General features: G+C 65.6%; 21 protein-coding genes and 1 pseudogene. 8 read left to right on the plus strand and 14 right to left on the minus strand.

Features of this window, described 5'->3' with window-relative positions; all coding sequences use genetic code 11:
- A partial coding sequence (locus TVC13_RS16395) for a DUF1990 family protein (RefSeq protein WP_422402217.1) occupies positions 1–339 on the plus strand: 339 nt, incomplete at its 5' end.
- A 70-nt stretch (positions 340–409) separates the two neighbouring features.
- Positions 410–748: a hypothetical protein gene (locus tag TVC13_RS16400; RefSeq protein WP_422402218.1), complete on the plus strand. Its 339-nt coding sequence runs from the start codon at positions 410–412 to the stop codon at positions 746–748.
- A gap of 16 nt (positions 749–764) precedes the next feature.
- Here the strand turns inward: TVC13_RS16400 and TVC13_RS16405 are convergent, their stop codons facing one another.
- Together TVC13_RS16405 and TVC13_RS16410 are read right to left on the minus strand one after the other, a co-directional pair.
- Positions 765–1,205: a hypothetical protein gene (locus tag TVC13_RS16405; RefSeq protein ID WP_422402219.1), complete on the minus strand. Its 441-nt coding sequence runs from the start codon at positions 1,203–1,205 to the stop codon at positions 765–767.
- Positions 1,206–1,240: 35 nt separating this feature from the next.
- On the minus strand, positions 1,241–1,777 hold the full coding sequence (locus TVC13_RS16410; RefSeq protein WP_422402220.1) for a GNAT family N-acetyltransferase: 537 nt from the start codon (positions 1,775–1,777) through the stop codon (positions 1,241–1,243).
- 129 nt (positions 1,778–1,906) lie between these two features.
- On the opposite strand from TVC13_RS16410, the gene TVC13_RS16415 reads away from it, so the two are divergent.
- A complete protein-coding gene (locus TVC13_RS16415) occupies positions 1,907–2,869 on the plus strand; it encodes an endonuclease domain-containing protein (protein ID WP_422402221.1) in 963 nt (320 codons plus the stop codon).
- A 90-nt stretch (positions 2,870–2,959) separates the two neighbouring features.
- On the opposite strand, the gene purL is transcribed toward TVC13_RS16415, so the two are convergent.
- The 4 genes from purL to TVC13_RS16435 all read right to left on the minus strand — a co-directional run bounded on the left by purL (position 2,960) and on the right by TVC13_RS16435 (position 6,906).
- Positions 2,960–5,269, minus strand: coding sequence for a phosphoribosylformylglycinamidine synthase subunit PurL (gene purL, locus TVC13_RS16420; protein WP_422402222.1), 2,310 nt, complete (start codon positions 5,267–5,269; stop codon positions 2,960–2,962).
- Positions 5,269–6,045 (minus strand): phosphoribosylformylglycinamidine synthase subunit PurQ, encoded by a 777-nt coding sequence (gene purQ, locus TVC13_RS16425; RefSeq protein WP_422402235.1) that lies wholly within the window; start codon positions 6,043–6,045, stop codon positions 5,269–5,271. The genes purL and purQ overlap by 1 nt, the downstream gene beginning before the upstream one ends.
- The gene (gene purS, locus TVC13_RS16430; RefSeq protein WP_066300964.1) at positions 6,045–6,299 is read right to left on the minus strand and encodes a phosphoribosylformylglycinamidine synthase subunit PurS; all 255 of its coding nucleotides are present in this window, start codon (positions 6,297–6,299) and stop codon (positions 6,045–6,047) included. Before purS ends, purQ begins: the two co-directional genes overlap by 1 nt.
- Before the next feature lie 181 nt (positions 6,300–6,480).
- Entirely contained in the window at positions 6,481–6,906 is a 426-nt protein-coding gene (locus tag TVC13_RS16435) for a hypothetical protein (protein ID WP_422402223.1), read from the minus strand.
- A gap of 142 nt (positions 6,907–7,048) precedes the next feature.
- Between TVC13_RS16435 and TVC13_RS16440 the strand changes: the two genes are divergently transcribed.
- Positions 7,049–7,576: a DUF4442 domain-containing protein gene (locus TVC13_RS16440; protein WP_422402224.1), complete on the plus strand. Its 528-nt coding sequence runs from the start codon at positions 7,049–7,051 to the stop codon at positions 7,574–7,576.
- Here TVC13_RS16440 and TVC13_RS16445 read toward each other — a convergent pair.
- The 5 genes from TVC13_RS16445 to TVC13_RS16465 form a co-directional block, all read right to left on the minus strand.
- Positions 7,539–8,033, minus strand: coding sequence for a serine protease inhibitor (locus tag TVC13_RS16445; RefSeq protein WP_422402225.1), 495 nt, complete (start codon positions 8,031–8,033; stop codon positions 7,539–7,541). The two genes, TVC13_RS16440 and TVC13_RS16445, sit on opposite strands and share 38 nt — an antisense overlap.
- 69 nt (positions 8,034–8,102) lie before the next feature.
- Entirely contained in the window at positions 8,103–8,627 is a 525-nt protein-coding gene (locus TVC13_RS16450; RefSeq protein WP_422402226.1) for an SRPBCC domain-containing protein, read from the minus strand.
- Complete coding sequence (locus TVC13_RS16455; RefSeq protein WP_422402227.1) at positions 8,564–9,556, minus strand: 3-methyladenine DNA glycosylase; 993 nt, start codon at positions 9,554–9,556, stop codon at positions 8,564–8,566. Before TVC13_RS16455 ends, TVC13_RS16450 begins: the two co-directional genes overlap by 64 nt.
- A 24-nt stretch (positions 9,557–9,580) precedes the next feature.
- Positions 9,581–11,641 carry a BCCT family transporter gene (locus TVC13_RS16460; protein WP_422402228.1) on the minus strand — a complete coding sequence of 687 codons (2,061 nt, stop codon included), beginning with the start codon at positions 11,639–11,641 and terminating at the stop codon, positions 9,581–9,583.
- Between the two features lie 187 nt (positions 11,642–11,828).
- Positions 11,829–12,293: a MarR family winged helix-turn-helix transcriptional regulator gene (locus TVC13_RS16465; protein WP_422402229.1), complete on the minus strand. Its 465-nt coding sequence runs from the start codon at positions 12,291–12,293 to the stop codon at positions 11,829–11,831.
- Positions 12,294–12,404: 111 nt separating this feature from the next.
- On the opposite strand from TVC13_RS16465, the gene TVC13_RS16470 reads away from it, so the two are divergent.
- Both TVC13_RS16470 and TVC13_RS16475 read left to right on the plus strand, forming a co-directional pair.
- Positions 12,405–12,620 (plus strand): hypothetical protein, encoded by a 216-nt coding sequence (locus tag TVC13_RS16470; RefSeq protein WP_091600680.1) that lies wholly within the window; start codon positions 12,405–12,407, stop codon positions 12,618–12,620.
- Positions 12,621–12,702: 82 nt separating this feature from the next.
- A complete protein-coding gene (locus TVC13_RS16475) occupies positions 12,703–12,927 on the plus strand; it encodes a hypothetical protein (protein ID WP_422402230.1) in 225 nt (74 codons plus the stop codon).
- Positions 12,928–12,998: 71 nt separating this feature from the next.
- On the opposite strand, the gene TVC13_RS16480 is transcribed toward TVC13_RS16475, so the two are convergent.
- Positions 12,999–14,285 carry an aspartate kinase gene (locus TVC13_RS16480; protein ID WP_422402231.1) on the minus strand — a complete coding sequence of 429 codons (1,287 nt, stop codon included), beginning with the start codon at positions 14,283–14,285 and terminating at the stop codon, positions 12,999–13,001.
- A 273-nt stretch (positions 14,286–14,558) separates the two neighbouring features.
- On the opposite strand from TVC13_RS16480, the gene TVC13_RS16485 reads away from it, so the two are divergent.
- Positions 14,559–15,497 carry an ABC transporter ATP-binding protein gene (locus TVC13_RS16485; protein ID WP_422402232.1) on the plus strand — a complete coding sequence of 313 codons (939 nt, stop codon included), beginning with the start codon at positions 14,559–14,561 and terminating at the stop codon, positions 15,495–15,497.
- The gene (locus TVC13_RS16490; protein ID WP_422402233.1) at positions 15,494–16,552 is read left to right on the plus strand and encodes an ABC transporter permease; all 1,059 of its coding nucleotides are present in this window, start codon (positions 15,494–15,496) and stop codon (positions 16,550–16,552) included. Before TVC13_RS16485 ends, TVC13_RS16490 begins: the two co-directional genes overlap by 4 nt.
- A gap of 17 nt (positions 16,553–16,569) precedes the next feature.
- On the opposite strand, the gene recR is transcribed toward TVC13_RS16490, so the two are convergent.
- Positions 16,570–17,166: a recombination mediator RecR gene (gene recR, locus TVC13_RS16495; protein WP_422402234.1), complete on the minus strand. Its 597-nt coding sequence runs from the start codon at positions 17,164–17,166 to the stop codon at positions 16,570–16,572.
- Between the two features lie 47 nt (positions 17,167–17,213).
- A pseudogene (locus TVC13_RS16500) lies at positions 17,214–17,688 on the minus strand (hypothetical protein); the annotation flags it as partial.

The raw sequence follows: 17,688 nt of genomic DNA on the forward strand, positions 1-17,688 counted from the left end.
GTGGAGATGGCCTCCGGGGTGGGGTTGGGTCCGCTGCGCTGGCAGGCGCCGTGCCGGGTGCTGTGGAGCGCCGAGCCGGTGCTCGAGGGCGGTGCGCCGGTGCCGGGGCAGCGTGCAGGATTCGGGTACGGCACGCTGCGCGGCCATCCCGAAGCGGGGGAGGAAGGGTTTTACGCGGAGCTCACTTCAGAAGGGCAGCTGTTCTTCCGGGTAGCGGCATACAGCAGGCCCGCCAACTGGTTTGTTGCGGCCGGCGGTCCGGCTAACCGGTGGACGCAGGAGCTGATCACCCGTCGCTACTTCCGGGCTGCCCGGCGTCTTGCCGCGGGGAGTGCCTAGAAGCGGGTGCCGCGGTGACGGCCGGGGAGCATCGGGTACAGTGCCGAGCACCAACGTCTTGAGGAGCTATATGTCTGCCGCCCGCGTGATTTCAAGCCTTGCAGCCGGTGTTTTTCTGGTCAATGCCATTCCACACGGTGTTAGCGGCGTTCAGGGCCGGGAGTTCCCGTCGCCGTTTTCCAATCCGCCAGGTCGTGCCCCGTCTTCCCCTGCAGCCAACGTCGTGTGGAGCGCAGCCAACACCGCCGCCGGCGTTGCCCTGCTCCGCCGGCGCATGACGAAAATCGAGCGGGCGGCATTTGGGGGTGGGGCGCTTGCCATGGCCTTTGTGCTTGCCGGCTTCTTCGGGAAACCAGTGTCCGCTGAGGCCGGTGCGCAATCCCAGGACCACCTCGCGCCCGTCCCATAGGAGGAGCGGGAGCCGGTTACCTGCCGGTGTTACCGTGCTGCCCGGCGGTTGGCGGAGGCGACGTAGTAACCTCCCGGCGGGGCGTGAACAGGCTGCGGATGAAGTTGAAGGCGATCAGCGACGGCAGGCCGGTACTCACGGATGGCTGGGAAACAGTCAGGCCCGCCAGCAGCAAGGCGATGCAAACGCCCAGCATGATCACGCCGAACATAAGGCCGCCGCCGCTTCGCAGCACCAGGCCGGTGACCTCCGAGGTGCGCCAAGACTGGGCCAGGCACCACAGGCCGCAGGCAAAACCCACGACGCCGCATCCCGCAGCAACCCAGGGCACGCCGGCGTCCCAGCCGCCGCCGTCGGGCAGATACGGGAGGTTCACGGCTACCGAGACGGTTCCCATAGCCAGAAGCACCAGGCCGGCTGCAAGCATGGCCATGTCGCTGCGCGATGCTTTCCTCATTCCGTCCCCCTCGGTTGACGGCCGACCCTACCAGATCAGTCTTCGGCGTCGGGCAGCTGGGTCTCGCTGTGCAGCACGAATGCCAGCGCGGGTCCGGAGAATTCGACCGGCATGAACCCGGCCGTCAGCAGCAGGGAAACGGAGGCCTCGTTGGCTTCGTCGGTGTAGGCGGTGACGCAGCCGACGTCGGGCTGGTTCAGCGCGAACCTGCTCAGCGCGATGAGCGCTTCGGTAGCGAACCCGAGGTTCTGCCGCGAGGGAACGATGTTGTAGGTGACTTCCACGGCGCCGTCGACGGGCGGGCCCAGGAAACCAATGGTGCCGATCACCAGGCCGCCGCGCTCGCGGATCAGCCGTGCCCCAAAGGTCCCGGCACGCGGGCCCAGCAAACCTGCCTGGAAATACTGCAGGGCGGCGTCTTCGTCGACGCCTTGGGGAAAGTCGTCGGCCCACAGCTCGCAGCGGGTGCCGACTATCAGGGCATCGACGTCTGCCGCCGACATCGCAGCCAGTTCCAACCGCGCAGTCAGCAGGCTGCTGGCGGGTACCGGCTCATTCGAAAGGATGGTCACGGCAATATTGTCCACCATCGAGAGGCCAGTTACGGCTCGTTTGAGCGCCGAAAAGAGCCGTAACTGGCCTCTCGATGAGGTGTGGATAACAAAATCCGCGGTTTCGCTCGTCAAACCATAATGCTCGTCATGAGAACACCCAAGGAATTACCTGACGCGCTGGGTCCGCGGTTTTTCACCGTCTACGACTCGGATGCCCTTGGAGTGAGCAGGGAGCGGCTGAGGCACATCCGTATCCGGCGGATCAGCCGGGCTATCCGGGCAGTGGATAACCTGGACCAGAGGCACCGTGAATTGACGGCACCGGAACGCATTGCGGCGTACACCCGGGTCACATCATTCTCAGTTGCTTCGCACACGACGGCGGCGGAAGCCTGGGGGTTCCCGCTCCCGATGCGCTTCGCTGAAGCAGCGGACGTGCACATCACCCGACCGGCCGGGCTTGCCCGCCCGCGCAGGGTCGGCGTCGTCGGTCACCGGGCTCGGCTCCTGCCCGACGAGGTGACGACCCTAGACGGCTTGGTCATCACATCGCGGGAACGGACATGGCTGGATCTGGCGAACATCCTGAGCATCCAAGACCTGACAGTAGTGGCAGACTACCTAATCCGTTTCCCGAGGGAAGCTTTTGAGGGACGTCGGGAGCCGTACGCCACGAAGGAAAACCTCGACGCGATCCTCGGGCGCCATCCAGGCCAGCGCGGTATCCGGACGGCACGTGAGGCCCTGGGTTTGAGCCGGGTAGGCGCGGACTCCCCGCCGGAAACTCTGCTGAGGCTGGCGCTCGGTGAAGCCGGCTTGCCGGAACCGGAGGTCAATGCGCCGATTGTCGACGACGCCGGCGTCCTTCACCACGAACCGGACCTGGGCTACCGGAAGTACCGGGTGGCGGTTGAATATGAGGGTGCCGGGCATTCGGACCCGGAACAGGTGGCACGCGACATCAGCCGCGAAGAGCGGACCCGCGCGCTCGGGTGGACAGAGGTGCGTATATCGAGGCGGCACATGGTCGACGGCGCCCGGCCGGCAGTGGAGAAGGTCAGGGCTGCGCTGTGGGCGGCCGGCTGGCGCGCAGGACGATCTGCCGCCTGAGCCTCCCCAAACCCAAAACGAGAGGCCAGTTACGGCTCGTATGACGTTTCAAACGAGCCGTAACTGGCCTCTCGATGGGGGAGGGAAGGGTTAGCCGAAGTGCTTCGGCAGGGTTCCCTCGTGGGCTTCCTTCAGTTCATCCAGCGGCAGGACGAAGTGTCCCTGGAAGTCCAGCGCGCCGATCTCGGTGTCCACGACGCCGATGCGGGAGTGCGCAAAGCCGCGGGCGCTGCACATGTCCTTGAACCGGACTTCCTCGCTGCGGGCCACGGAAACGACGGCGCGTGCCTGGGACTCGGAGAACAGCAGCGTGAACAGGTCCACGCCGTCGCGCTCGGCCACTTCATCCAGCCCGATCCGGGCGCCGACGCCGAAGCGCAGCGCCATCTCGGACAGCGCAGCCGCGAGGCCGCCCTCGGAGAGGTCGTGCGCCGCGTCGATCATGCCGTCGCGTGAAGCGTTGATCAGCAGGTCGCCCAGCAGCTTCTCCGCCTGCAGATCCACCTTCGGCGGCAGGCCGCCCAGGTGTCCGCGCAGGTTGGCGAACTCGGAACCGTCCAGCTCGTCGCGGGTGACGCCCATCAGGTAGATGGCCTGCCCGTCTTCGCGCCAGCCCGACGGCGTGCGGCGGGAGACGTCGTCGAACACGCCGAGCACGCCCACCACGGGGGTGGGGTGGATGGCGACGCCGCCGGTCTGGTTGTAGAGCGAGACGTTGCCGCCGGTGACGGGCACGCCAAGCTCCTGGCAGCCGTCGGCCAGGCCGCGGACCGCCTCGGCGAACTGCCACATGACCTCGGGGTCCTCGGGGGAGCCGAAGTTCAGGCAGTCGGTGACGGCCATCGGACGGGCGCCGGAGGTAGCGACGTTGCGGTAGGACTCGGCGAGGGCCAGCTTGGCGCCCTCGTACGGGTTCAGGTAGGTGTAGCGTCCGTTGGCGTCGGTGGAGATTGCCACGCCAAGGCCGGTCTCCTCGTCCACGCGGATCACGCCGGCGTCGTCGGGCATGGCGAGGGCGGTGTTGCCCTGCACGTAGCGGTCGTACTGGTTGGTGACCCAGGACTTGTCGCACATGTTCGGGGACGCCATCAGCTCCAGCACGGCCTGCTTCACCGCTTCGCCGCCAAACGGGCGCTCAGCAGCGAACGAGTCAGCCTGCACGTCGTCGAGCCATTCGGGGCGGTGGAACGGCCGGTTGTAGACCGGGCCTTCGTGGGCAACGGTGCGCGGATCGACGTCGACAATCGTCTCGCCGTCCCAGTCGATGATCAGCCGGCCGGTATCGGTGACTTCACCCAGCCAGGAGTACTCGACGTTCCACTTGTCCATGATCGCTTCGAACGCCTCGACGTTCTCCGGAGTCACGACGGCCATCATGCGTTCCTGCGACTCGGACATCAGGATCTCGCCCGGGGTCAGGGACGGGTCGCGCAGCAGGACCTTGGTCAGCTCAACGTGCATGCCGCCGTCGCCGTTGGAGGCCAGCTCGGAGGTGGCGCAGGAAATACCGGCAGCACCGAGGTCCTGGATGCCCTCCACCACGGAGGCCTTGAACAGTTCCAGGCAGCACTCGATGAGCACCTTTTCCGCGAACGGGTCGCCCACCTGCACGGCAGGGCGCTTGGAGGGCTTGGCGTCGTCGAAGGATTCGGAAGCCAGCACCGAAGCGCCGCCAATGCCGTCGCCGCCGGTGCGGGCACCGAAGAGGACCACCTTGTTGCCGGCGCCGGAGGCGTTGGCGAGGCGGATGTCCTCGTGGCGCATAACGCCGACTGCCAGCGCGTTGACCAGCGGGTTCCCCTGGTAGACAGAGTCAAAGACGACTTCGCCGCCGATGTTCGGCAGGCCCAGGGAGTTGCCGTAGCCGCCGATGCCGGAGACGATGCCGTGCACCAGGCGGGCGGTGTCCGGGTGGTCGATCGCGCCGAAGCGCAGCGGATCCATCACGGCAACCGGGCGGGCACCCATGGAGATGATGTCGCGGACAATGCCACCGACGCCGGTCGCGGCACCCTGGTAGGGCTCCACGAAGGACGGGTGGTTGTGGGATTCGACCTTGAAGGTGACCGCCCAGCCCTCGCCAATGTCGACGACGCCGGCGTTCTCGCCGATGCCGACCAGCAGGTGTTCCTTCATCTTCTCGGTGACCTTGTCACCGAACTGCTTTAGGTGCACCTTGGAAGACTTGTAAGAGCAGTGCTCGGACCACATGACCGAGTACATTGCCAGTTCAGCTGCGGTGGGGCGGCGGCCCAGGATCTCGACGACGCGGTTGTACTCGTCTTCCTTCAGGCCCAGTTCGGCCCAGGGCAGCGGGGTGTCCGGGGTGGACGCCGCGTGCTCAACGGTGTCGATGTTGAACTTTTTCTGCTCGGCGGTGGAGTTCGCGGACACGGTCATTATTTGCCTCCGGCAACGAGCGAGGTGAGTACAGAGGTGAAGACGCCGATTCCGTCGGTGCCGCCGCGCAGTGCGACGTTGCCTCGGGCGGAGGAATCCGGGCCGAAGCCGGCTTCCACAGCGTGTTCGGGGTGCGGCATCAGGCCGACGACGTTGCCGGCGGCGTTGGTGATGCCGGCGATGTCGCGGCGCGAGCCGTTGGGGTTGAAGCCGTCGTAGCGGAAGACCACGCGGCCTTCGCCCTCAAGCTCATCCAGGGTCTTTTCGTCGGCGACGTACTGGCCGTCCTGGTTCTTCAGCGGAATGACCATGCCTTCGCCCTGCGCGTAGGCAGAGGTCCAGGCGGTGGTGTTGTTCTCCACACGCAGCAGCTGGTCACGGCACATGAACTTCAGGTGGTCATTCTTGATCATCGAACCGGGCAGCAGATGCGCCTCGGTGAGGACCTGGAAGCCGTTGCAGATGCCGAGTACGGGCAGGCCGCCCTTGGATGCATCCACGACCTTCTCCATCAGCGGCGCGAACCGGGAGATCGCTCCGGCGCGCAGGTAATCGCCGTAGGAGAAACCGCCGGGGATGATGACGGCGTCGACGTCGTGCAGGTTCGCGTCACCGTGCCAGAGCTCGACGGCGGTGCCGCCGGCCAGGCGCACGGCGCGTGCGGCGTCGCGGTCGTCAAGCGTGCCGGGGAAGGTGATGATGCCGACGCGGACGGCGCGCAGGGCTGCGTCTTCCGGCGCGACGGAGTAGTCGCCGATCAGCGGGGTGCTCAAGATCAGGCCTCCGAAATAACTTCGACGCGGGTGACGTCTTCGATCACGGGGTTGGAGAGCAGAGTGGCGGCCGCGGTGCGGGCCTGCTCGAGGATTTCGGGGGTGACGTCGCCGTCAACGGTGAGTTCGAAACGCTTGCCCTGGCGGACGCCGGTGAAACCGGTGAGGCCCAGCCGCGGCAGCGCGCCGGCAATAGCTTTGCCCTGCGGATCCAGGATCTCGGGCTTGGGCATGACGTCAACAACGATCCGGGGCATCCGGTAACTCCTGTGAGTGAAAAGGGGTGGCCGCGGACCTTGCCGTCTCACGCTGATTCAGCGCTCCGCGAGCTTGCTCCTTCATTCTACGGCCGCACACCGAGATAGCAGAAAGTGCTCGTTACAGGGCTGAAACGAGCACTTTCTGCTATCTCGATTTGAGTTTTGGCTGCCTGTAGGGCTAGGCCGGAAGCTCGATCTGGAAGCCGCAGCTGCAGCGCAGGATGTTGATCTCCAGGCGCACATCCCCGGTGCCGGCATCCGGCTCCGTGCTCAGCGGCTCGGAGAGGGAGACTGTGCGGGTGTCCTTTGGCTTCATCGGCTCACCGCAGTGCAGGTACTCGGTCTCGGCCGGTTCGGCGATGGCCACGCGGGCCCACAGCGGGGAATGGCGGACGGGGTGGCCGTAGAAGCGGTCACATTCGCCGCAGGTATAGCTGATCTCCAGGAACTCGGCCGCATCGGCAGTCCTGGACGGCTCCACGGATTCGATGATCAGGTACTCATCGGTGCCGCAGTACGAGCACCACGGCACGTACTCGGCGGGTGCCTGCGTGCCCGGAACGGCGGGGCACTGCGGGTCTTCGGGTGTTGCTTCAATCGACAATCTGGTTCCTCCGGTTAAGCCCGGCGCGCCTGTCACAGCGCGGTCCGTACGTGGATAGTAAGCAAGCTGATTCAATAATAGACCTAAGGGTACTTAGTATGGAAGTTGGAATGGCCTGGATCACACTCGGTACAGTGGACCGGTGAAACTCGTTGCTGCCCGCCCGGGAATTGTCCGGCGCTCCATGAACCTTTGGCCGCCCTTCCTCTTCTCCGGCATCAAGATCACGGAGCTGCCCGAAGACTTCCTCTCCGCCACGGTCCGGCTGCGGCTGCACTGGTGGAACCGCAATGTTGCGGGCGTGCTGTTCGGCGGCAGCCTCTTCGCCATGACGGACCCGTTCTGGATGATGCTGCTCCTGCGCCATCTGGGCAAGGAGAACGTCATCTGGGACCGCGCAGCAGAGGTGGACTTCATCAAGCCGGGCAAGGGCGACGTGTACGCCCATTTCGCCATCACGGAAGCTGACATCGAGCGGCTGCGCCAGGCCGTGTCCGGGGGCGCGAAAGTACTCGAGTGGTTCACCGTGGAAATCCGGGATTCCAGCGGGGACGTGGTGGCACGGGTGCGCAAGCAGGTTTACCTGCGCCGCAAGCGGGATCTGCCCGCCGCCGGAAGCCCCGCCGGACCCGCTACATTGCCCCCGTTGCCGGACCAAGCAGTCCGCTAAGCGCCTCCCAGCGGCTGATCTGGCACCCGTCCGACGCCGCGAATTCCGCCTCGACCGCTTCACCGTTCACCGTGCCGCTGACAGTGGCCCGCTGCGGACCGCCGTACTGCATGGTGCAGGCGACGTCGCTGCCCGGTTCGGCGAAGAGGCCGGTTCCGCCTTCGGCGAGTGCAGCGCATGCCGCTGCGGGATCGGGGGCGTTCGATTCGCCCGCCGGATTGGCGCCTTCGCACTCCAGCGTCCAGCTGTCCGTGATGGCTTCGCCGTCGGCCATCAGCTCCACGCTGAGCGAGGTGGCCGCAGCGGGTACAGCAGCGGGCGAGGAAGCGGCTGTGGAGGGCGAGGGTGCGGGCTCGGAGGACGACGGCGCGCTGCCCGGATTCGAGTCGGCGCACCCTGCGAGCAGCAGGGCTGCAGCGGCAAGGGCCATTACTGTGCGGGGCAGGCGGTTCAGCATGTGGTGAGACCTTCCGAGTCGATTGGCATACAGCCTAGCCAATGCCCGCAGTGCCTGATGGGAAGGGGGTCAGGTCGGTGGGGGAGAGGCGGCTGCGTTCTGTGCCTGCGAGGCGTAGTGGGGACCCTGATCGAGGTAGTGCTGGTCGAAATCCGGCATGGTCCCGCCGCTGCGCGCAGCGCTCAGCCGGTCAAGGTAGTACTCCCAGCCCGGGCCGGTATCTTCAGCGGCGGCCGGATCCGCCAGGTGCTGAATGAACTCGAGCCGGGTGCCGCCGTCGTCGTCCCACAGCCGGACTTCCAGATCCCAGCTTCCGCCTTCGTCCTCCATAAGGACGCGCAGCCGCTGCCCGGGCACGCACTGGGAGAGCCGGGCGCGGCTGTTTGGCTGCTCCTCTTCATAAAGCATCTGGAAGTCAAAGGCTGTGCCGGGTTCGGGAGAGCCGTCCCAGCGCCCGATCCACGCCGCAGTCTGCTCCGCGTCGGTAAAGCTGGGCCAGACCTCTTCGGGGCTCCCGGAGAGGCGGCGGGTCAGGACCAGGTTGTAGGATTCTTCGCCGGTGCGGTGGACAGTTCCACTGGGTTCGGGGTGCATAGCTGCTCCTGGAACGGCTCAAGCAGGTCCAGGATGCGGACCCGCAGCTGCTGCGATTCCTCGGCAAAACCGCGTTGGAGGGAAGCGTACGCCGCCCGCCCCGCCGGCGTCTCTACTTGGATTGGTTCATATCCCCAGTCCCGCAAATCGTAGGGTGAGGCCCGCATATCCATTTCCCGGATCCGCCAGGCCAGCTCGAAGCAGTCCATCACCAGGTCCGCGGGAAGCAGCGGCGTCAGCTTGTAGGCCCACTTGTACAGGTCCATGTTCGCGTGCAGGCAGCCGGGCTGTTCCAGGTCGCGCTGGTTTTCCCGGGTGGGAGTCAGTTCATTGAGTCCAATGGCCTCCGGCGCGTAAAACCGAAACGCATCGAAGTGGGTGCAGCGGATTCGGCTCTGCTCCACCAGATCATCCGTCCCCTGGGCGCCCAGCCGCAGGCCGAGGTATTCATGCCGGATTCCGTTCACGTCGGATTTGTAGGCCATTGCCCACTCATGCATGCCGAAACAGCCCAGCGACGGTTTCCGTGCAGCGGTGCGGGAGAGCAGCATCCGGGTGAAGCCGGCGGCCGTTCCGCGCGCGGCGGCAAAGCCGGCCACGTCCACGGTGACCGCCTGGATCTCCGGGTCCAGGCCGGCCGCGGCCAGTTCCTCCTGTGCCAGAGGCCGGTAGAACTTCCAGTCCGCCCGCTCCGCCGCTGCGGCACCGGTAAGCACGACGCCGGCGCCCGGGTGCCAGCGCATTAGCTGGCCGGGTTTCAGGGAGTAGTAAGTGAAGAGGAAGTCCTCCACCGGGTGTTTCTGCCCGGCGGAGCGCCGCCGCAGGAAGCCTTCCGTGAACGGGCGGACCCGCTCCTGGTAGACGGCTTGCCGGGCTAGCCACTGGTCCTCGGCCAGCACGGCGGAATAAGGGAGGCTCACGCCACCCATTATCCCGCCGTGCCGCTCAAGGGCCTAGCTGACCGGGGTCCGGCGGTGATCCCCGGACGCCCCGCTGCCTCGGTCCTGATCAGAGTCCCCGTTGCCGGTGTCTGGCTCCGCGGCGGCCGCAGAATCGTCGTCGGCCGTCCAGCCGTCGGCATATTCACCTGATTCGTAGTCGTACTCCACTGGCTTTCCGTCTTCGTCGGTGCGCTGGTACCAGTCCGTGACGGTGCGGTCGTGGGAATCGAAGTCGGCTCCGGCCCCCTGCCCGTGGGGCGTTTTCTCCACCGTGATCGCGAAGTCGTCGCCGTGCTCGTCGATCCCGGCACGGACGGCGTTCTCCAGGGCGGCCGTTGCATACTCCCGGCGGATGATCAGCGGGTCAGTCTGCAGATCCCGGATCAGGGCAACCATCATCAGCGCCAGGATCACAGCGAACGGCAAGGCCGAGACGATGATCAGGTTCTGCAGCCCGGACAGCGCCTGGTTTCCGCCCACCAGCAGCATGACCACGGCAATGCCCATCATGGCCAGGCCCCAGAAGACGGTGACTTTCCGGTCAGGTTGCGGTTTGCCGCGCTGCGACAGGCTGCCCATGACCAGGGAAGCGGAGTCCGCCGAGGTAATGAAGAAAATGGCGATGCAGAACATCGCCAGCAGCGGGGTGATGGTACTCAGCGGCAGTCCGTCCAGGACCTGGAAGAAAAGGGATTCCGGAGCGCCGTCGGCAGAGATGTCCATGCCCTGCATGCGCATCCAGATAGCCGTGCCGCCGAAGACGCCGAAAGCGATCACCGAGACAAGGGTGGGCACTACAAGCACGTACTGCACATATTCACGCAGTGTCCGGCCGCGGGAGATGCGCGCCAGGAAGATGCCGACGAAGGGGGACCAGGAAATCCACCAGGCCCAGTAGAAGACGGTCCAGTTGGCCGAGAAGTCCGCTGCTTCGGCACCCCAGGACGGGCCCTTGCTCATCAGGTGCAGGAGGTCGGACAGGTATTCGGCCAGCGAAGAGGGAATGAGGTTGAGCAGGAACAGGGTCGGCCCGGTCAGGAAGATGAAGGCGACCAGGATGATGGCAAGGGAAATGTTGACGTTGGAGAGCCAGCGGATGCCCCTGCCGATTCCGGAGACTGCCGAGGCGATGAATGCTGCCGTCAGGATGGCGATGATGCCGATCAGGACTGCGTTGGGAAGCCGCCCGATGCCGCTGATGATCTCCACGCCCCGGCCAATCTGCATGGCGCCGATGCCGAGTGACGCCGCCGTGCCGAAGAGTGTCGCGACGATTGCGAACATATCGATCAGGCGCCCGGCCACGCCTTCGGTCTTCCGTCGTCCGAGCAGCGGGGTGAAGATGGCGCTCATGAGGGGCACCCGCCCGCGACGGAAGGAACCATAAGCAATAGCAGCGCCGACCAGCGCGTAAATCGCCCAGGCATTGAAGCCCCAGTGGAAGAAGGACTGTGCCATGGCCTTGTGCAGCGCCACTGCGGTTTCGGGGACTGCCTCGCCGGGGTTTGGTGTCATGAAGTAGGACAGGGGCTCGTACGGTCCGAAGAAGAACAGGCCGATGCCGATTCCGGCGGAGAACATCATGGCGACCCAGGAGAACGTTGAATACTCGGGCTTTTCGCCGTCCACACCGAGGGGAATCTTGCCGTAGCGGCTGAAGCCGACAAAAAGCATGAAGACCAGGATCACGGCGATAAGTGAGCTGAAGAGCCAGCCGGTGTTGGTCACAACCCAGCCCAGCGCCACGTCGGAGACCGACTTTAGCGACTCCGTGGAGAACACACCCCAGGCGACGAAGCCCAGGATGAGCACGGCGGCAACACCGAACACCAGGGGGTCGGTGCCGTAGCGTACGCGCTGCTCGTCGACAGCGATGCCGGGAACCAGCCCGGGATGGGTGTCATGCGGGTAATTTTTCTTGTCCCTGCGCAGGGCACGGGCAGCGCGCTGGCCGATTGAGGCCTTTCGCGGTGTTGCCCCCGATGCCCCGGAACCGTTTGGGGATCCACCTCCCGCGCTGCCGGAGGGCGTCGCGGGGGGCGTTTGGTGCCGCGATGAGGGGGGTGTTGCCACGGGAATCTTCTCCTTGTGGGCGGAGACACCCCGCCCATTTGGTGCTTTATGTGGGACGCGAAGAAGAGTAGTTCGATTCGGTTTGCAGTTTTGACTTATAAGGCGGCTTATATACCACGTGCTGATCGTTACCGGTTTGTTATTCTGTGCGTACTATTGTGCCTCTCGGGGCACTCAATTTGCACATTCACTGCTGTGTGTGGCGCTCCGGAAGCTGGGTGGCCTGGATGAGCCGGCGCATGGTGGTGTTCAACTGGTGGACTTCCTCCCGGGTTAGCTGCAGCCGTTCCAGCATGGCGGCCGGTATCTGCGTCGCCTGCTGGCGGAGCGCCCGCCCCTTTCCGGTCAGGTCCACGGCCAGGGCGCGGTCGTTGCCCGGAGCGCGGTTGCGCTCCACCAGGCCCGCGCTTTCCAGCCGCTTCAGCATGGGAGAAAGAGTGGCCGGTTCCATCAGCAGGGTGTCCCCCAGGTTGCGGACCGTGCGGGGGGAATCTTCCCAGAGGGCCAGCAGGACCAGGTACTGCGGGTGGGTGATGCCCAGCTCGTCGAGCACGGGCCGGTAGGCGCCGACGACGGAGCGCGAGGCAACGGACAGGGCAAAGCAAAGCTGGTGTTCTAACAGCAGATCGTCGTCTGCGGTGCCGGTGTCCATTGAGTCCTTCTTCCCTGTCTGGCGGGCCCAGCGGCTGAAGCCACAAATGCTTAGGGCACTAACAATTAGCGTACTATAGGTCACAGGTAAACCTCGGAAGGGACATCTCTCATGGCAGCTCGGGAAAGCTTCACGGCAAAATTCATGCGTGTAACCGGCAAGGCCAGGCTCATCTTTGGCCCCGCCCAAAGCTCCTCCCTGACCCATGACATGACCGAAGAAAACAAGCGCCTCCTCGAAGCCCAGCAGGCCGAGGAGAAGGCCATGTGGGAAACGGTAAAGAGGGCGGACGGCAGCAGTTACATCCTGCCCCGCAAGAAGGACTGACTTTTTCGCAGGTAGGGTCCTTTTCCGCCCCGGAACCCTATCCTGAAGGGACCTGCGTTGGTCCTTGAAGGAGGGGATCCACATGGCAACCATGCCGGATCCGGGCAGCGGCGGAGAGCCGAAGCTGCCCGAAGATGAGTTTCCGCAATCCGAACTGACCGACTACGTCGTTGAAATAGACAGCGAGGGGCACCACTACGGAGTGGACCGGGAGTACGTGGACGGCAAGCCGCACCGCGAACCGGCAGAACCTGTGGTGTACCAGGACTACATGCACTCGCCGCTCTTCCGCGAACACCTGTACTGACCGGCTGAACGCGTACGCCGCGCGAAAAAGGGCGCCCGGTTTCCCGGACGCCCTTCGTCGCTGAGCTGCGGCTAGCGGCCGGTGCCGCCGTACACGGTGGCTTCCGCTTCGCCGTCGAGCCCGAACGCTGCGTGAACCGCACGGACTGCGTCGTCGAGCTTGGAAGCGCTGGTGACCACGGAGATGCGGATTTCCGACGTCGAGATCATGTCGATGTTCACGCCGGCCAGGTGCAGCGCCTCGAAGAACTTGTGCGAGACGCCCGGGTTGGAACGCATACCGGCACCGATCAGGGAGAGCTTGCCGATCTGCTCGTCGTAGTCGATGCTGTCGAAGCCAACCTCGGCCTTCGCGGCGTTCAGCGCAGCCATGGCGGCCTGCCCGTCAACGATGGGCAGGGTGAAGGAAATGTCCGTCTTGCCGGAGCCCTTGGTGGAGACGTTCTGCACGATCATGTCGATGTTCGTGTTGGCGCCTGCCACGATGCCGAAGATCTCCGCGGCCTTGCCGGGGATGTCGGGGACGCCCACGACGGTGAGCTTGGCTTCGGAGCGGTCATGCGCGACGCCGGAAATGATGGGCTGTTCCAAGGGTTCTCCCTCTTGAATCTTGATCTTGTCATCCGGGCTGGGCAGTACCCAGGTCCCCTCATGCTGGCTGAAGGAGGACCGCACATGCAGCGGCACTCCGAAGCGGCGGGCGTATTCCACGCAGCGCAGGTGAAGAATCTTGGCACCTGATGCCGCCATCTCGAGCATTTCCTCGCTGGAGATCTGCTCGATCTTCTGGGCGGTCGGGGCCACCCGCGGATCGGCGGTGTAGACGCCGTCGACGTCCGTGTAGATCTCGCACACATCGGCGTCGAGCGCTGCTGCAAGGGCAACGGCGGTGGTGTCCGAGCCGCCGCGGCCCAGGGTGGTGATGTCGTGGCTGTCCCGGCTCATGCCCTGGAAACCGGCGACGATCGCGACGTCGCCCTTTTCGATGGCCGTCTTGATCCGGTGCGGGGAGACGTCGATGATCCGGGCCTTGCCGTGGATCGCATCGGTAATCATGCCGGCCTGGCTGCCGGTGAAGGACTGGGCTGAGGCACCGAGTTCGTTGATGGCCATGGCCAGCAGGGCCATGGAGATGCGTTCCCCGGAGCTCAGCAGCATGTCCATCTCACGCGGGTAGGCGCCGGTGGTGATCTGTCCGGCCAGGTCCAGCAGCTCGTCGGTGCTGTCGCCCATGGCGGAGACCACCACAATGACGTCGTTCCCGGCTTTCTGGGTATCCACTACGCGCTTGGCGACGCGCTTGATGCCTTCGGCGTCCGATACGGAGGATCCGCCGAATTTCTGCACTATCAGGCTCATGCGTACACGCTCTCTGGAACTCTTCCAAGTTGCTGCCGGCGGCGTGTATGCCGCTGCGGCAATAAATGTCCGTGGAAAAGGCCGCACGACGGCGGCCAACTTCCAAAGTCTATAGCGGCGCTGCTGCGGCACTGAAATGGCGCCGACATGCCGCTCAACCTGTACTTAACGAATCCCGTACAGGGAAAGTTGCCGGGGCCGGCCGTCCGGAAGTACTGCGACATATACCTGCAGACAGGCTGGGACGGGAGATCCGGACTATAGGGTGACCCGATGGGGACTACTGAGGAACCGGGCGGAATAACCGCCGACGGCGTTGCGCGCAGCTTCGGGACAGTGCAGGCCGTCCGCGGCATGACGTTCGAGGCGCCGCCGGGCGCCGTCACCGGATTGATCGGCCCCAACGGGTCCGGCAAGACGACCCTGCTGCTGATGCTGGCATCCCTCCTGGCCCCGGATTCAGGGCGTATCCGGATCGCCGGTGCCGACCCGGTGACGGATCCGCTGGCCGTGCGGCGCTCCGTTGGCTGGATGCCGGACACCCTGGGCGTCTGGGACTCGCTGACCACGACTGAAATCCTGGTCACGATGGGCAAGCTGTACGGCATGGCACCTGCCGCGGCCGCGCAGCGGGCCGGGGAACTGCTCGCCGAAGTGCGGCTGTCCGACTTCGCTGACAAACCGGCGAGGGTCTTGTCCCGCGGACAGCAGCAGCGGCTGAGCCTGGCCCGTGCGCTCATCCACGATCCGGCAGTGCTGCTGCTCGATGAGCCGGCCTCTGGGCTGGATCCGGGCTCCCGCGTGGAGCTTCGGCTGCTGCTGCGGCGCCTGGCAGCCGCCGGCAAGACCATCCTGGTCTCTTCCCATGTGCTCTCCGAACTGGATGAGATGGCAGACCGTGCGGTGTTCGTCTCCGGCGGTGTGACCGTCAAGACACAAAGCCTGGACGACGCCGCGACGCAGCTGCGCTGGTACGCCGTCAGCGCCCGGAACACCGGCACGCTGCTGCGGGCATTGGAAGCCCGCGGCCTGGCCGCGGCCGTGGGGGAGGGAACCCGGCGCAGCCACGTGCGGGTGCAGCTCGGCGGTGAGGAGCAGGCCGCGGACGTGCTGCGGCACCTGGTGCAGTCCGGCGTCGAGGTTTATGCCTTCGCGCCGGCCAGCGGAGCACTGGAGGAGACATACATGAGCCTGGAGGCCGAGAAGCCATGAGTACAGCACTCAGCCCGCAAGACACCGGACTCGGTTTCTTCAAGGGCGTCGGGACTGTTTTTGCACTGGAGATGAAACAGCGGCTGCGCTCCCGCGGCTGGTACATCCTGCTGGCAGTCTGGTTTGTGGTGATCGGCCTGGTGGCAGCGTTCACGGCCTGGGTGACAGACCAGGAGGCCGCTGCAGGCCAGGTGCTCTTCGAACTCATGGTCGCCTTTGTGCTGTTCTTCGGGCTGCTGGTGGCACCTGCCCTTTCAGCGAACGCCGTGAACGGTGACCGGGCAGCCGGAACTCTGGCGGTCCTGCAGGTGACGCTGCTGCGGCCCGGACAACTGCTCGCCGGCAAATGGCTGGCGTCCTGGATCGCTTCCCTCGGGTTCCTGGCCGCCAGTGTCCCGTTCCTGCTGTGGGCGCTGGCACTGGGCGGGGTGAACCCCGGCATTGCTGCAATCTCCCTGCTGATGCTCGGGCTCGAGCTGGGGGTGGTGTGTGCACTGGGAGTGGCGGTGTCCACGCTCGCCAACCGGCCGCTGTTTTCGATCGTGGTGACTTACATGCTGGTGGCCCTGCTGTCCATCGGCACCGTCATTGCCTTTGGCCTGAGTACGCCGCTGGTCCGCGGAACCGTGGAAGCCAACATGCCGCAGTGGGAGGACGCCTATCCGCAGCCCTCCGGTACCGAATCCGAATTCAGCTGTGTGGGGCCGCTGTTTGAAGTCGATGTCTACCACACAGACCGCACCGCCTGGCTCCTGGCCGCGAATCCCTTTGTGGTGCTGGCGGACGCCCTGCCGTACTCTGACGACGGCATGAGCGGAGGCCCGCTGCAGGGAATCGGCCAGGCAGTCCGGTACGCACAGGCAGGAGCCGAATCCAGCGGACCCCAGTGCATCAACGGCGAGCCGCGCGCTTTCGACGCCCCGGCGTCGTCGTTCCCCATCTGGCCGCTGGGACTCACCGTGCAGTTCGCGGGAGCAGCACTGGCACTGGTGCTGGCCTGGCGCCGGCTGCGTACGCCTGCACAAAGGCTGGCGGCAGGCACCCGGATCGCGTAGGAGGCTGCCAACCGCTCCTAGCTGAGGCTGCGGCGTCCTTCGAAGGCGCGGCCCAGGGTGATTTCGTCGGCGTATTCAAGGTCGCCGCCGACGGGCAGGCCGGAAGCCAGCCGCGTGACGGTGATGCCGAGGGTCTTGAGCATACGGACCAGGTAGGTGGCCGTGGCCTCGCCTTCGAGGTTCGGGTCGGTGGCGATGATAATTTCGCTGATCTGCTCATCGGAGAGCCGGCTGAGCAGTTCACGGATGCGCAGCTGGTCCGGGCCGACGCCGGCGATCGGATTAATTGCGCCGCCCAGAACGTGGTAGCGGCCGCGGAAGGAGCGGGTGCGCTCGACGGCGATCACGTCCTTGGACTCCTCGACCACACAGATCATGGTGGGGTCGCGGCGGGGGTCCCGGCAGATGTTGCAGGTCTCCTGCTCAGTGACGTTGCCGCACACCTGGCAGAACTTCACCTTTTCCTTCACCGTCACAATGGCCGAAGCCAGCCGGGACATGTCCTCGGCGTTGGACTCAAGGATGTGGAACGCGATCCGCTGGGCCGACTTGGGGCCCACGCCGGGGAGGCGGCCCAACTCGTCGATCAGTTCCTGAACCGCACCTTCGTACACGTGGCCTTCTTAGGGAAATAGTTGTTGTTCCGGTTAGTTGCTGACGGCTACCGGTGGACGCCGTGGCCGTCGAGGCTTCGTTCCTCAATCAGCCGTCCGCCCAGGATCCGCTCGATCGCCTTGCGGCCAACCAGCCCTGAATCTTCAAGTGTTACATCGTCGGCACTGGGTACATCTTCGACGTAGGCCAAGTCTACGTTGCCGCGGGCCGAGGCGGCCGGGGCAACCCCGCCGCGCTGGGCTGCCTCATTGAGCAGCTGCTGGTAGCGGCTGAGTTTCTGGCCCGGGCGGCGGGCTCCGGCGTGGCCGGCCTGTTCCTGGGTGCCCGACGGCTGGGTGCCCGACGGCGCTCCCGGCGCTTGGGCGGAGCCTCCGTTGGTTCCCGGTGCTGTCGCGTACGCGCTGGCTGCTGCCGGACGGCCGGCGTTGCCGTTGCCGTTGGGGCTGGCCTGGACCGGTTTTGCGCCGGCTGCCCGCACGGGGCGTGAAGCCTGCTGGGGGGCGGGTTGGTGGGCGGAGGAG

This window comes from Arthrobacter sp. 3Tela_A (assembly GCF_049311025.1).
In the GTDB taxonomy this organism is placed as follows: Bacteria; Actinomycetota; Actinomycetes; order Actinomycetales; family Micrococcaceae; genus Arthrobacter_B.

Excerpts from the sequence above, each read along its gene's own strand:
- TVC13_RS16475 (WP_422402230.1), top strand. The coding sequence starts at position 12,703 with ATGGCAACCATGCCGGATCCGGGCAGCGGCGGAGAGCCGAAGCTGCCC.
- TVC13_RS16445 (WP_422402225.1), bottom strand. The coding sequence starts at position 8,033 with ATGCTGAACCGCCTGCCCCGCACAGTAATGGCCCTTGCCGCTGCAGCC.
- TVC13_RS16450 (WP_422402226.1), bottom strand. The coding sequence starts at position 8,627 with ATGCACCCCGAACCCAGTGGAACTGTCCACCGCACCGGCGAAGAATCC.
- TVC13_RS16480 (WP_422402231.1), bottom strand. The coding sequence starts at position 14,285 with ATGAGCCTGATAGTGCAGAAATTCGGCGGATCCTCCGTATCGGACGCC.
- purL (WP_422402222.1), bottom strand. The coding sequence starts at position 5,269 with ATGACCGTGTCCGCGAACTCCACCGCCGAGCAGAAAAAGTTCAACATC.
- TVC13_RS16470 (WP_091600680.1), top strand. The coding sequence starts at position 12,405 with ATGGCAGCTCGGGAAAGCTTCACGGCAAAATTCATGCGTGTAACCGGC.
- TVC13_RS16405 (WP_422402219.1), bottom strand. The coding sequence starts at position 1,205 with ATGAGGAAAGCATCGCGCAGCGACATGGCCATGCTTGCAGCCGGCCTG.
- purS (WP_066300964.1), bottom strand. The coding sequence starts at position 6,299 with ATGCCCCGGATCGTTGTTGACGTCATGCCCAAGCCCGAGATCCTGGAT.
- TVC13_RS16490 (WP_422402233.1), top strand. The coding sequence starts at position 15,494 with ATGAGTACAGCACTCAGCCCGCAAGACACCGGACTCGGTTTCTTCAAG.
- TVC13_RS16465 (WP_422402229.1), bottom strand. The coding sequence starts at position 12,293 with ATGGACACCGGCACCGCAGACGACGATCTGCTGTTAGAACACCAGCTT.
- TVC13_RS16455 (WP_422402227.1), bottom strand. The coding sequence starts at position 9,556 with ATGGGTGGCGTGAGCCTCCCTTATTCCGCCGTGCTGGCCGAGGACCAG.
- TVC13_RS16415 (WP_422402221.1), top strand. The coding sequence starts at position 1,907 with ATGAGAACACCCAAGGAATTACCTGACGCGCTGGGTCCGCGGTTTTTC.
- TVC13_RS16485 (WP_422402232.1), top strand. The coding sequence starts at position 14,559 with ATGGGGACTACTGAGGAACCGGGCGGAATAACCGCCGACGGCGTTGCG.
- TVC13_RS16400 (WP_422402218.1), top strand. The coding sequence starts at position 410 with ATGTCTGCCGCCCGCGTGATTTCAAGCCTTGCAGCCGGTGTTTTTCTG.